At 58.6% G+C, this 13,087-nt stretch carries 10 protein-coding genes; 1 reads left to right on the plus strand and 9 read right to left on the minus strand.

What is annotated here, in order from left to right:
- Positions 1 to 10: 10 nt before the first annotated feature.
- On the plus strand, positions 11 to 1,744 hold the full coding sequence (locus PYR65_RS21495; protein WP_276121502.1) for a Na/Pi cotransporter family protein: 1,734 nt from the start codon (positions 11 to 13) through the stop codon (positions 1,742 to 1,744).
- Positions 1,745 to 1,907: 163 nt separating this feature from the next.
- Here the strand turns inward: PYR65_RS21495 and PYR65_RS21500 are convergent, their stop codons facing one another.
- The 9 genes from PYR65_RS21500 to PYR65_RS21540 all read right to left on the minus strand — a co-directional run bounded on the left by PYR65_RS21500 (position 1,908) and on the right by PYR65_RS21540 (position 13,077).
- The gene (locus PYR65_RS21500) at positions 1,908 to 2,873 is read right to left on the minus strand and encodes a magnesium and cobalt transport protein CorA (RefSeq protein WP_276121503.1); all 966 of its coding nucleotides are present in this window, start codon (positions 2,871 to 2,873) and stop codon (positions 1,908 to 1,910) included.
- Between the two features lie 263 nt (positions 2,874 to 3,136).
- A complete protein-coding gene (locus PYR65_RS21505) occupies positions 3,137 to 5,485 on the minus strand; it encodes a beta-glucosidase family protein (RefSeq protein WP_276121504.1) in 2,349 nt (782 codons plus the stop codon).
- A 27-nt stretch (positions 5,486 to 5,512) separates the two neighbouring features.
- On the minus strand, positions 5,513 to 6,001 hold the full coding sequence (locus PYR65_RS21510) for a MarR family winged helix-turn-helix transcriptional regulator (RefSeq protein WP_276121505.1): 489 nt from the start codon (positions 5,999 to 6,001) through the stop codon (positions 5,513 to 5,515).
- 51 nt (positions 6,002 to 6,052) lie between these two features.
- On the minus strand, positions 6,053 to 6,649 hold the full coding sequence (locus PYR65_RS21515; protein WP_276121506.1) for a cysteine hydrolase: 597 nt from the start codon (positions 6,647 to 6,649) through the stop codon (positions 6,053 to 6,055).
- A gap of 2 nt (positions 6,650 to 6,651) precedes the next feature.
- A complete protein-coding gene (locus PYR65_RS21520) occupies positions 6,652 to 7,701 on the minus strand; it encodes an ABC transporter ATP-binding protein (RefSeq protein ID WP_276121507.1) in 1,050 nt (349 codons plus the stop codon).
- A complete protein-coding gene (locus PYR65_RS21525) occupies positions 7,688 to 8,467 on the minus strand; it encodes an ABC transporter permease (RefSeq protein WP_276121508.1) in 780 nt (259 codons plus the stop codon). Before PYR65_RS21525 ends, PYR65_RS21520 begins: the two co-directional genes overlap by 14 nt.
- A 10-nt stretch (positions 8,468 to 8,477) precedes the next feature.
- A complete protein-coding gene (locus PYR65_RS21530) occupies positions 8,478 to 9,392 on the minus strand; it encodes an ABC transporter permease (RefSeq protein ID WP_276121509.1) in 915 nt (304 codons plus the stop codon).
- Entirely contained in the window at positions 9,382 to 10,461 is a 1,080-nt protein-coding gene (locus tag PYR65_RS21535; protein WP_276121510.1) for an ABC transporter substrate-binding protein, read from the minus strand. Before PYR65_RS21535 ends, PYR65_RS21530 begins: the two co-directional genes overlap by 11 nt.
- 390 nt (positions 10,462 to 10,851) lie before the next feature.
- Positions 10,852 to 13,077, minus strand: coding sequence for an MGH1-like glycoside hydrolase domain-containing protein (locus PYR65_RS21540; RefSeq protein WP_276121511.1), 2,226 nt, complete (start codon positions 13,075 to 13,077; stop codon positions 10,852 to 10,854).
- Positions 13,078 to 13,087: the final 10 nt, after the last annotated feature.

Consider the following 13,087-nt stretch of genomic DNA (forward strand, 5'->3'; position numbering starts at 1 on the left):
TTAAGGCGTAATGGACATTGACATTTTCAAGGATATTCTTGTGCCTGTCATCGGCGGGCTTGGGATATTCATGCTTGGCCTGGAATTTATGTCGAACGGCATTCAGGCGCTCTCCGTCAACAAGATGCGCGCATTTCTTGCGAAGGCTGCGGGCACACCGATCAAGGGTGTCATTGCCGGAACGTTGATCACGGGCGTCATTCAATCGTCGACCGCCATGACGGTCATGGTTGTCGGCCTTGTCAATGCCGGCGTGGTCGGCCTGCGGCCGGCCATCAGCGTCATCATGGGCGCCAATATCGGCACGACGCTGGGCAACGGCCTGATCGCCTTGCCGCTCGGACCGCTCGGGTTAATTTTCGCCGGTCTTTTCTCGCTCGTTTATTGCTTTGCCAAGAACGAACGCGTCCGCAACATCGCGTTGGCCTGCATGGGTTTTGCACTAATCTTCTACGGCCTCAATCTGATGACCGGCGGTCTGCGCCCGCTGCGCAACATACCGGAGGTCATGGCCGTCTTATCGACGCTGACCGCTGACTCCTACTATAACTTGATCAAGTGCGTGCTGATCGCCGCCGCTGTCACGGCCATGATCCACTCGTCGTCCGCGACCATCGGGATTGTCATGGGTCTTGGTGCGGCTGGTGTGCTCGACTGGACGACGGCGGTTGCCTTCTCGCTGGGTGCTGATCTCGGTACCACGATCACATCGTGGATCGCCTCGATCAATCTGTCGAAGAACGCCAAACGCGCCGCTTACGCCCATATGTCCTTCAATATCATCGGCGTGTGCATAACCGTCCCGCTGTTTTTCGTCTCGATCGATATCCTCGCCTGGGCAATGCAGTGGTTCGGCGGCGATCCGGGCGTCGCGGTGGTCATCGAAGGCAAGGATACATTCCCGCTGGTTCCTGTAGCCGTCGGTCTCTATTCCACCTTCTTCAATGTCTTCAACACTGCGCTGCTGTTTCCGTTCGTCGGCGTCTTCGACCGTGTCCTGTCGCGTATCGGCCGCACCGATGCCGAGGATGCGGAAGACTATTCGACGCCGAAATTCCTCGACCGTAAGCTTTCCGGAGATTTTGCACGCGCTGTGCCGGCCGTGCAGCAGGAAACCGCACGGCATCTGCAAGCCGGCGCGATGTTTCTGGATATCGCCCGGTCCGCCAAGTCGGCGCCATCGGATCCGGGCGAACACTATCTCGCAACCGATATTCTCAGCCGTGACATCCGGGACTACACCGCATTGCTGATGAAAGAGGATCTGCCCTACGAACAGCTTGATCTGGTCGCCAGCCTGATCGAGGAGGCAGATTTCACGGCGGCTTTGACGGAATCGATGCATCAGGTCGCCCGGCGCGTGAAGCGTGAAAAATTCAGCGATCCCGCCTTTTTGATCGTTGACCTGGCGCTGAGCAAACTCGACGCTTCCTTGCAGGATATCATGCCGGACTATGGCGTGGTTCGCCCGTCCATGCCGGCCGGACATGTCAGTCTTCCATCCGTCACCGAACTGCGGGACCGGACATTGGCGCTTGGGCCGAATGCAGGCGCTGCAGAACGCGGGACGATCCTGGCGCTTCTCGGTTCCGTCGAACGGGCGGAAATCCTGATCCGCTGCATCGATGAGGAGCGCAAGTCCGTCAACCGGCAGAGTGTTCTCTCACGGGTTTCCCCGAAACGGGAGCTACAGGCCCGTCCCCCGCTGAACGAGGGTGGGCTGACCCCGGTACCCGCCGAGTAAGGCTGTTCCCGTCAATTTCCAAACGTGGCATCGTCCGACCGGACGATGCCACGTCTTGCTTTGAAGAGTGACGATCCCGCCGCTATGACAATGCAATCTTCCGATCGACGCAGCTTCAGGGGAACTTCCAGCGGCCCCACAATCAGCTGTTTCTCCTAGCCTATCAGATCCAGCGAGCACGCTTGAAGCGGATGAAAAGGGCGATGCACATGATGGTGATAATCCCGAGAACGGCAAAATAGCCGTAGGTCGTTTTCAGCTCCGGCATGTTTTCGAAATTCATCCCGTAAATGCCTGCGATCGCCGTTGGAACGGCGAGAATGGCGGCCCAGGCCGCCAGTTGCCGGGTGATGGTGCCCTGTCTTTGCTGCTCGAGCAGGTTGCTCGCTTCGAACACCGAGGTGATCACATCACGCAAACTTGCAACCATCGTTTCGACGCGATGCATGTGCTGAAGCGCATCGCGGAAATAGGGCTTTGCTTCCCTGTCGATTGACGGCAAATCGAGATGGTATAGCTTGCCGCAGAGATCGAGCATTGCGTCGAGCACCCGCTGAAACAGGATGACCTCCCGGCGCAACTTGAAAATACGCTTGATCTGGTTGCGATCAAGAAACGCGTCGAGCATTTTGCGTTCCATGTCGAGAACGGCATCCTCGATCGTGCGCACGATAGGCAGATAACCATCGATGATGAAGTCGAGAATGGCATGTAGAATGTAATCCGTGCCGTGGCAAAGCGTTTGAGGCGACGATTCAAGCCGGTGGCGCAATTCGCCATGGCCGCGCTCCGAGCCATTGCGGACGGTGATGATGTAACGCTTGCCGATGAAAATCGCCGTTTCGCCATAGGCGATGCTGTCACCCGCAAGCTGCGCCGTCTTTGCGATAACGAACAGCTGATCGTCATAAACACTGAGCTTGGGCATCTGCAACGAACTGAGCGCGTCGGCAATGGAAAGTTCGTGAAGCCCAAAACGGCTTTGCAGCAATAGAAGCTCGTCCCGCGTGGGCTTATGCAGCCCGATCCAGATGAATTCGTTGTCCATAGCCGGGACGAAAGCCGCCTCGAACGGCACAGCTTCAATCCGCCGCCCGCCACGATAGAGATAACATGCGGCGACGGTCATCTAGCCTCCTGGGCTCGTATAATCATGAAAAACCTTGAGAAGGTCGGGCTCACGATGTGTACCCGCAAGGTCACGACTGTTTTGTGACTATGGCAGCGCAGTTGTTGGGTGTTGAATACTATGCGGCGCGGTAAGGCACGTGTCGTGCAGCGACACGGCGGGATTGACGGTCAAAGGAATGTACGCGACGGGAGCAGATTCTGGGAAGGATGAGGCGGTATTGTGCGTTCAGGCCGTGCACAGATCGCTGGTAGATACGATGGCTATTCCTGCATCTCGTTCAGCCTCTCAAGCACGATGGCGATTTCACCTTCCGGGACGCTATCACCCACAAACCAGCTCAATGTATCGTAGAAGCTGAGGAATGACCCGCGCACCTTGTCGAAAATGGCAACAGCCTCCTCGTCAGAAAGCGATAATCTTAACTTGAGGAAATCTCCCAAAACCGTTTCCGCTTCCGGATGGGCAAAGACCAGTGACGGGGGGGATTGAGGGGAGAGTTTTTCTGGAGGAAAGATTTGGGATTTGCAGGCGATCGTTTGGCTCAGGCGCACATCGCGTGACGATGCAGCGGCCTCGATGATGAAGGTCTCTGCATCCAGCACCCATTGCGCGCGCGCGACGTCGAAATACTGGAAATCGCGCGGCTGCAGAGTGAGTTCAACCGTTTTTGCTTCGCCTGGCTCCAGTTGCACCTTGGCAAACGCCTTCAGTTCCCGGACCGGGCGTTTCAGTCCCGGCTCGACGGGCTGTATGTAGAGCTGAACAATTTCCTTGCCGGCAACCTTCCCGGTATTGCGAATGGTGACGGTGACGGTGCAACTCCCGCCGGGTGTGATCACTTCCTTGTCGAGAGACATGGTTTCATAGGAAAACTCGGTGTAGCTCAGGCCGTGTCCGAAGGGGAAAGCCGGTGTGATGGCCTTCAGGTCGTAGTAGCGGTATCCGACGAAAATGCCTTCGCTATAGACGTGGCGCCCGTGGTCGCCGGGATAGGTGTGCCAGCCGGGGATATCCTCGATGCGGACGGGCATGCTGGCCGACAGTTTGCCGCACGGGTTCTGGTCGCCGAAAAGAACGCCGGCGATGGCCTCGCCACCGCCTTGTCCGGGGAAAAAGCAAACGAGAACCGCATCCACTTCATCAAGCCAGGGCATCTCCACCGTATCCGGTATCGACAGCACGACGATAACGCGCCGGCCGGCAGCTGCTAAGGCGCTGATGAGGTCATCATGGCCTCTCAACAGTTTCAGCGTATCGCGATCATTGCCTTCGCCGTTGCGGCTCTTGGCGTTTTCGCTGAAGATCAGGACGGCATCGCTGTCTTCAGACGCATGCAAAACTGTATTGATGGCGGATGCTATCGCTGTCGCGTCGTCAACGTCAAACGGCATGTAACGGATGGTGCAGTGTTCGCCCGCTCTTTTGCAAATCTGCTCGAAGGGAATATCGACCCGGTAAGGATTGGTGGTCGCCGAGCCGGAGCCCTGGATGACCGGTGCGATTGCTCCATTTCCCACGACCAGGATTTGGGGTGACGCGGTCGCGTCAAACGGCAAAGCCGCGTTTTCGTTGCGCAGCAGAACGATCGATTCTGCTGCAATCTCGCGGGCGAGCGTGTGGTGATCTTCGAGATCAACCGGAATGCCCGGCCTCTCGTTCGCTTTGCAGCGCTGGACCAGCTCGAGCACCCGCACGCAGGCTGCGTCAACTGTTTCCCGGTCGACTTTGCCGGTTTCAATTGCAGCAAGAAGCTGCGCCTTGCGCGGTTTGCTTTCCGGCATGTCCAGATCAGTTCCCGCTGTGAGCGAAGCCGGCCTGTCCTTGATCGCATGCCAGTCGGAGAGAACGAGCCCGTCATAGCCCCATTCCTCGCGCAGCACCGTCGTCAACAGCCATGCGTTTTGCGTCGCATGAATGCCGTTGACCGGATTATAGGCGCTCATGACAGTCCATGGCTTGCCTTTTTCGATGGCGCGCTCGAAGCCGGCCAGGTAGATTTCGCGCAGGGCACGCTCATCGACATCGGAACTGGTCGTGGTGCGGTCGATCTCGGAATTGTTGCAGGCGAAATGTTTCAGCGATGCGCCGACGCCGTTATCCTGCAGGCCGCAGATCAAGGCTGCGGCGAGGTCGCCGTTGATGACCGGGTCCTCGGAATAATATTCATAGGCACGGCCGGCAAGCGGCGTGCGCCGCGTGTTGATCCCCGGCCCGAGCAGCAGGTGGACGCCGAAATTCTGGCACTCCGCCGCAAGGGCAGCCCCCATGCGGTAAGCTAGGTCCAGGTCCCAGGAGCAGCCGAGCAGATTGCCATTGGGAAAACAGGTGGCCGGCCGCGTCGTGCCAAACATGGTGCCTGCGTCATCAGCCTGCTGGTTGACCAGCGCCAGAAACCCTTGCAGGCTGTTGTCGTCGCTATCGCCGGCGTCGATCTGCGTGGTCGAGTATCGCACACCATAGGCGCCGTCGGTCATCAGAATGGAGGGAATACCGAGTCTTTCGATGGCAGCCGTTTTCCAAAGGCCCCGGCCGCTCAAAAGATCGGCCTTTTCCGCAGCCGTCATTTGATCGGCAAGCAATGTCAGATCGCCATGAGTGTCCTGAACCATCAAAGTCTCTTCAAATTCTGGCTGAGATCAACAGATCTTCTGAAGCAGTTCCATCAGCATCATCCGTTCTGCCGGTGTGAGCGTGCTCAGAGTCTCCTGCGAAATTTCCAAGGCAATCGAAAGATTGCGATCAACCGTTGCATCGCCTTCCGCCGTCAGTGTCAAAACCAGCCGGCGTGCGTCTGCCGGATCCGGTTCGGTGTGGACGAGACCGCGCTTGACGAGGCGATCGACGACGCCCTTGATCGTCGCCATGTCCATCGCCGTTTCGCGCCCCAGGTTGCCTTGCGAACATGGCTGCAAATCCTTGAGCTTCACGAGCGCTGCCCATTGGGTGGTCGTCAGCTTTTCCGAAATCAGGCTGGCAAAGATGGCGACATGGCGCTGGTTGGCCTGGCGCAGATAAAAACCGATCTGTTCACCGAGCGTATAGTGCGTCTGGCCGCCGTTCATCTGCGCGCTTGATGGCGGCGCACTGGCTGGCAAACCAGACTTGTCTTTTAACGGAACATCCATCCGGATCCCTCAATCATGCTGCGCTACGAAGTCCGTGGGCCGTGTCTCAAGTCATGCCTGCCATAGCTTTAGAATAGCGTCCGTCGATAAAACTTCGACCTGATCCGAGAGCCTGGGGACGAGCGTCTCCAAAACGGCGTTATGCGCCTGCACATTGCTGCTGGCCAGGGCATCGGCGGCGAGTATGACGCGGTAGCCCGCATCGACCGCATCCAGCACACTGGCATAGACGCAGACATCGGTCTCCACGCCGGAGAAAATCAGCGTATCGATGCCTGCGGCCTGCAGCCGTTCGGAAAACCCTTTTGAGCCGAAAATCGAGTAGGTTTCCTTATCGACGACGGAGCGGTCATCCGCGATCGCCACCAGCGGCGCGACGAGACCGAGCATGGCCGGATCGATCGCATCGAGCGTAACGGACGACCATCGCCTGTAATAGGTTTTCCACGCGCCTTTTGCAGCATCGGCATTTTGGGGAACGACGAAGCGTGCGAACAGCGTATCCGAGGGCCGGGCTCTCGAAAGTTTCAGGACGTTCGGAAGAATGACGGCAATCGCCGGTGTGTGCCATTCGGTTTCTTCGGCAAAGAGGCGTTGCATATCGATGACGAGATGCAAGGTATTTTTTGAGAACGGGACCGTTTCCATGATCAATCCGCGACTGCGACAGTGTGGTCGGCAGCCCAGCTCAGGGTAATGTCGTCGCCTTCGCTGAGCACGGTGCCGTCGCGGTTCTGCGCAAACAGCTTGAGCGGCAGGCCATCGGCCGTTTCCAGATGATAGGAGAGCACCGGGCCCGCATAGATGACGGTGGTGATGCGCGCCTTCATGGTGTTTTCACCGGCCTGACCCGGCGAGATCGACATCTTCTCCGGGCGTATGGCAAGCGTCACGGTGGAACCCGCCGATGGCAGGGGGCTCGTGCTTTTGACCAGAGAGCCGTCCGCCAGGCGAACGGCGCCGTTTTCGACGGTTCCGCTGAGGAAATTGGAATCGCCGAGGAATTCGGCGGCAAAGCGGGTCAGCGGCTTTTCATAGACCGTTTCCGGTTCGCCGATCTGGACGATGCGGCCCTTGTCGAGAATGGCGACCTTGTCCGACAGCGTCAGGGCTTCTTCCTGATCGTGCGTGACGAAAATGGTCGTCAAGCCACTCTCGCGCTGGATGCGCAGGAGTTCCACCTGCATTTCCTGGCGCAGTCTCCGGTCCAGTGCCGATAGCGGTTCGTCGAGCAGGAGCACGCTCGGCTTGATGACGATGGCGCGCGCCAGGGCGACGCGCTGCTGTTGGCCGCCGGACAGCTGCTTGGGCGTGCGGTCGCCGAAGCCGGGGAGGCGTACCATCTCCAGGGCACGGTCGACTTCCTTGCGGGCGGCTGCTCCCTTGATGCCGCGCCGCTCCAGGCCGAAGGCAACATTCTGGGCGATCGTCATATGCGGAAACAGGGCGTAGGACTGGAACATCATGCCGATATTGCGGCCCCAGACCGGGACATCGGTGACATCCTTATTGCCGATCATCACCACGCCGTGGTCCGGCTTGATGAAGCCCGCAATGATGCGCAGCAGCGTAGTCTTGCCCGAGCCCGATGGTCCAAGAAGGCTGGTGAAGGAGCCTTCGGTGAACTCGGTGGTGATATCGGCGAGAACCGGTGTGGTGCCATAGGTCTTGGCGACGGAATCGACTTTAACGTTTGTCACTTGTGTCTCCGGGCTTGGCGAAGCGCGCAAAAATCAGGATGACGGTCATGGAGCCGAGCAGAAGCACGGTCGAGATCGCATTGATTTCAGGGGTGAAGCCCTTGCGGATCGAGGAATAGATCTGCACCGGCAGCGTCGTGTAGCCGGGCGTTGCGAGAAAGTAGGAAATCACGAACTGATCGAGCGAAACCGCAAAGGCAAACAGTGCCGCACCCAGAATGCTGGGATAGAGCAACGGCAGCGTCACGGAGAAGAAGGCATGGACCGGCGTCGAGCCTAAGCTCATGGCGGCTTCTTCAAGATCGGCACGGATCGTCTTGAAGCCCGTGCCGACAACGAGGACGACATAGGGGATGGCCAGTGCGACATGGCCGATCAACAGCGCATGCATGCCACGGCCGATCCCGCTCCAGTAAAAGAAGATCAGCATTGCAGTGCCGGTGATCAGCCAGGGAATGGCGATCGGCGGGAGCAGCATCAGTTGCAGCAGGCTCTTGCCGCGAAAGGTGCGCCGCGACAGCGCCACCGATGCCATCGTTCCCAGCGCCGTTGCCAGAACGGCGGTGATGGTGGCGATGACGATACTGTTGAAGCCCGCCTTCAGAAGAACCGTATTGCTCCAGAGCGCTTCATACCATTGGGTCGAAAACGAAAAGGGCAGCTCATAGAGCAGTGAGGCGTTGAAGCCCATTGCCATCATCACGAGGATGGGGGTGTAGAGAAAAACCAGGATGGCGATGAGATAGAAGCGGCCAAGCGATGTCATCAGCGTCTCCTCACAGTGCCGTGCCACGGCGCAGGACGCCGGAGAAGGTTGCGAAAATGGCAAGCACCACGGCGAGCAGCGTGAACGACAGGGATGCGCCGAGCGGCCAGTTGAAGGCCTGCGTGAACTGATCCTCGATTACCGTCCCCATGGTCACGCCGACGCGGCCGCCGAGAATACGGGGCTCCATGAACGAGCCGATCACCGGGATGAAGGTCAGCACGGCGCCGGAAATCAGGCCGGGAGCTGCCAGAGGCAGAAGTATCTTGAAAAGGATGGTCCACCAGCGCGCGCCAAGGCTTGCGGCTGCCGCGATGATCGCGTCATCAATCGTCGAAAGCGCGATATAACAGGTCAGGATCATATAGGGCAGGTAGCCGTGAACAAGGCCGACGACGATGGCATAGCGCGTGTAAAGGAAACCGATCGATCCGGCTTCAGGCGCCACCATGTGCAAAAGGCTGTCCAGAAAGCCGTTTTCGCGAAGCACCATCGTCCAGGAAAAGACGCGGACCAGACCGTTGGTCCAAAACGGCAGGAGAATCAGGATCAGCAGCATTTCGCGCGTCTTGCCGAAGGTCGAGCGCACCAGCGCAACGGCGGCGAGAAAGCCGAGAATGGCGCAAAACAGCGTCGTCCAGAAGCCGATCAAAAGCGACGTGATGCCGATCCCGACCAGATAGGGCTGATCGATGAAGGCCCGGTACTGCTTGAACGTGAATACGATCGGCGCCTTGCCCATCGGCGTTGCCGACAAAAAGCTGAAGGCGAACATCGTCAAGAGAGGCAGAAAAACCGCAATCGTGAGCCAGCCATAGGTCGGCATGAGCAGGGCCGTCGTCGAGACCCATGACGGGAGCGAGCGCTGGCTGCGCGGACCCGAAGGTCCGCGCGCTGACGCCAATGTCAGCTGATCATTCTGCATAGAAAGCCTTCACTTCCTGCCAGACATTGTTGAAGGCTTCGCGGCGGTCATCCGGAATTCCTGATACGATGCCCATCGTCTTCAGATATTCCGGCTTGTGCACCTGGCGGCTGAGGTCGTCAGCGGGAAGGGCTTCCAGAGCAGCCGAGTTGGAAGACGCCGGAGCGCCGACCTTGGTTGCCCATTCGACGTAGAATGCCGGATCGATCATCCAGTTGGCGAAGGCAAGCGCGCCCTCGGCGTTCGGAGCCGATACCGGAATGCCGAGACCATCGACCCAACCGATGCCGCCTTCTTTTGGAACGACGAAGGTGACCGGCAGCTTCGAATTGCGCTTGGAACGAACGGAACCACCGGACCAGAACAGCGACAGGTCGAATTCCTTGGCTGCAAAAGACTTGTTCCACTGATCTTCCGTCGACCATAGAAGCTTTACGTTCGGTTTGATCGACTTCAGCGCTGCAGTCACAGCGGCCAGATCTTTCGGATCGTTGATGTCCTGTCCGCTCATCAGGGCGCCAACGCCGACATTGATGATCGCGTCGTCGTCCATGGCGACACGGCCCTTGTACGCCGGATCGGCCAGAGCGGCATAGCTATCGGGAACAGGCATGCCCTCGCGAATGGCAAGCGACGTCATGCCCCAGACCCAGGGAACCGCATAGCCCTTGCCGTCCTTGCTGAAGTTCGGATTGGACAGGAGGTTGTCATCGACGGTCTTGGCGTTCGGGACCTTGGTGAAATCGATCGGCTGGAGCAGATCTTCGGCGACGGCCTGTGCACAGCGGGCCGCATTCAGAACGACCAGATCATAAGTGCCTGGATTGGTGCGCAGCTTTGTCAGCATTTCCGATTCGGAGCTGTAATAATCGTGCACGACTTCAATGCCCGTCTTTTCGGTGAAAGCCTTGAGGGACCAGGCTTCGTCGGTGCCGTATCCCTGCCAGTTCAGGACCGTGATGGTGCCGGCCGCAAAGGCCTTGCCCGGCAGGCTGGAAAAGCCGACGCCCGCTAAAAGCAGCGCTGTGGTCATCAGTTTCAAAGTATTGCGTCTAGTGATCTCTGTCATTTTTGGCACCCCTCTTGAAAATACACAGTTGCACGTGATCGTGACCGCAGTCATCGATCTCAACGGGATCGGCAGAGCCGAAGCGTCAGCGCGAAAAACGCGCCATAATAGTTTGTGTACAAAGTAAAATCAGGGAAGTGATCGTGACCGCGATGTCGATTTTCAGCGCAAGACAAGGCCTGTCCCGAACAAGAGCGGAACAAAACATCCGAGCCAACAATGCATTTCAAGTCGCGATGCGGGACCTGTGCGGAAAACTTGGGTTTTCCAATTCAGTCCTCAGTTCAAACCCTCTGATCTTAACGTCAGTCTTTTCATTTTTTATTTGTATACAAACTATTATGGATGAATCTTTTTCTGTCAAGGTCTTCTTAGTGTCATCGAAGCATCCTAAGACGAAAAATAGACCTCCAGGCGTTGCACGTCAGCGCTTTCCGCGATCTCAACGCGAATGCCTCCGGCGTTTGTGTCGTGACGGATGACGGTTCCGTCCATACGGGCAACAGTGGCGTTGCCCGCCTGGATGCCTCCCAGGTCGATAAAGCCGCCGCTGGCAACGGGCGCGATGGTGAAGGCAAACCGTCCGGCGCCGATTTCGATCTGAGACAAGCTCGTCTGCAGGTCCGTCTGCAGCACAATCCGGTCATTGATCGTCATGGACAGAACGGTAGCGTTTACGGAGACATGCAATGTCCCCGCCGGGCATAGCATGGGGCCGATCGACAGGTCCTCACCCGTATTGCGCACAGTCCACCCGGACCAGGGATCGAAATCGATGATTTCGCCCGCCGCCATCAGCGGGAGCATTGCTGCCCAGATATAGAAGGGATCGGTATCGCCCTGGTCCATCGCCTCGCCGGTCACCGCGTTATAATTCTCCGACGCGATGCGGTCCTTGCTCCAGGATGTCATGAACAGTTCATAGCTCTGGCTGGCGAGCTTGCTCGCCTCTGCCATAAAGCCGTAACGGCGCAGGCCGAGCCAAACCATATAGTTGACGTTCGGCCAGATGCGCCCGCGCCAATAAACGTTGTCGGCAAAGGCGGGGTCGTCGCGCGTGGCGTTCGGCAGGACGAAATCGCCGCCGAACGTCGCCTCGTTGCTTAAGTGCTCCAGCAATCGCGCGGCCTGCTCCGGCGTGGCCGCTCCGCACAGCAACGGGTAGAAACTGGTGGGTGACAGCGAGCGCACGAAGCCGCCATTGCGCTGGCGGTTGGCGAAGAGACCGCGGCTCTCATCCCACAATGTTTCGGAAATCAGCGTCCGGCAGCGTTCTGCAATCTGCGTAAATTCCTGTGCGTCCGCATGCTTCCCAAGCACCGTGGCCATGTTCGCCAGCATTTCGGCATCGAGTGCGGCCGCGCAGTTCAATCCGAGATCGAACGTCGACAAGGTGCGAGTGACGGGGTCGTAGATCGCCTCGTCATGGGTCGCCGAATTGTCCATGCCTGTCTCGTTGCGGGCACCGAACGCAGTCCCTTTGTAGAGGCCTTCGCCGACATTGGAGGTGCCGCAGGACAGGAGGCCGAACGCATCGGGATCACGGTTTTCCCACCACCAGCGTTGATTGCGGGCCAGCGCATCATAGTTCGCTGTCAGCATCGAGCGTTCGCCGGTGCGCTGATAAAGCTGCCAGGCGACGAGTGCTCCATTCGGGTGCTGGCTGCGATCGACCCAGGCATCGTTGGAGGTGACGATGCAGGCGATATTGCCTTGCGGCGTGGCGCTGGCCATGGCTGTCGCCATGTTTTCGCGCGCGAGGTCCGCATCGAAAACACCGGCCAGAAGTGCTGCGAACAGCTGGTCGTTGTACCAGACCGCAAATTTTCCGAGGTTCCAGATCCGGGTCACTGCGGTGTAAGGCCGCGCATTGGTGTCGTCCCAGATTGTGTTCCAGGCGACCACATCGCGAACCGCGTCAAGCGACCCATGAAACAGACCTGTCTGCGCATCTGGTATCTGCGCCGGCATCTGTTCTGCAAGGCAGGCGCGCGCTTTTGCGATGGCAAGGCCCGCACTGTCGGCGACGGCGGCAGCGTATGCGCCCTTGCGCATCATTTCGAGATTGAAGCGCAGCGCAATGACAGGTGCCTCGTTGCTGCGGGTTGCGGTATAAAAATATCCGTTTTCCTCGAAATCGACGCGCAGCGCTTCGATCGTCTCATGACCGGTGACGTGGACCGGCGCTTGCGCGGTGACCACAGCCACAAACCGGGTGCCGATCTTCAGGAGGGTTGTATTGCCACCGCCGTCATAGACACCAATCTCGCCGCCATCGGATGAAATCGCCAGCGTCACCCAGAACCGGAGGCCCCATTCAGCCGATACCGTTCCCTCCCAGCGTCCGCAAACGGCAAATGGATCCGTTTTCGTGGAGGAGAAGGCGACCGTTGTGCCGGTGTGGTCCGTTTCGAGTTCGATCGTCGAGCCGTCGATGGCGTGACGTCCCAGGCGGACAGGGTTGCGCCGGGGTTCGATCGCCGACGTCGTCTTGCTGCGCGTGGAATAGAGCACCGGCGTGATCCGCACTCCAAGCGGCAGGAAAACCATTTCGGCTGGCCGGTCCGACCAGCTGTTCCAGGCGCGCATCAGGGGGATTGTCGAGTGTTTTGGCATGGCTCTTATC

It is taken from the genome of Pararhizobium qamdonense (assembly GCF_029277445.1).
GTDB lineage: Bacteria > Pseudomonadota > Alphaproteobacteria > Rhizobiales > Rhizobiaceae > Pararhizobium > Pararhizobium qamdonense.

Bases quoted from the DNA above. Each gene is read 5' to 3' on its own strand.
- PYR65_RS21515 (WP_276121506.1), bottom strand. From the start codon at position 6,649: ATGGAAACGGTCCCGTTCTCAAAAAATACCTTGCATCTCGTCATCGAT.
- PYR65_RS21525 (WP_276121508.1), bottom strand. From the start codon at position 8,467: ATGACATCGCTTGGCCGCTTCTATCTCATCGCCATCCTGGTTTTTCTC.
- PYR65_RS21540 (WP_276121511.1), bottom strand. From the start codon at position 13,077: ATGCCAAAACACTCGACAATCCCCCTGATGCGCGCCTGGAACAGCTGG.
- PYR65_RS21505 (WP_276121504.1), bottom strand. From the start codon at position 5,485: ATGGTTCAGGACACTCATGGCGATCTGACATTGCTTGCCGATCAAATG.
- PYR65_RS21510 (WP_276121505.1), bottom strand. From the start codon at position 6,001: ATGGATGTTCCGTTAAAAGACAAGTCTGGTTTGCCAGCCAGTGCGCCG.
- PYR65_RS21530 (WP_276121509.1), bottom strand. From the start codon at position 9,392: ATGCAGAATGATCAGCTGACATTGGCGTCAGCGCGCGGACCTTCGGGT.
- PYR65_RS21535 (WP_276121510.1), bottom strand. From the start codon at position 10,461: ATGACAGAGATCACTAGACGCAATACTTTGAAACTGATGACCACAGCG.
- PYR65_RS21495 (WP_276121502.1), top strand. From the start codon at position 11: ATGGACATTGACATTTTCAAGGATATTCTTGTGCCTGTCATCGGCGGG.
- PYR65_RS21500 (WP_276121503.1), bottom strand. From the start codon at position 2,873: ATGACCGTCGCCGCATGTTATCTCTATCGTGGCGGGCGGCGGATTGAA.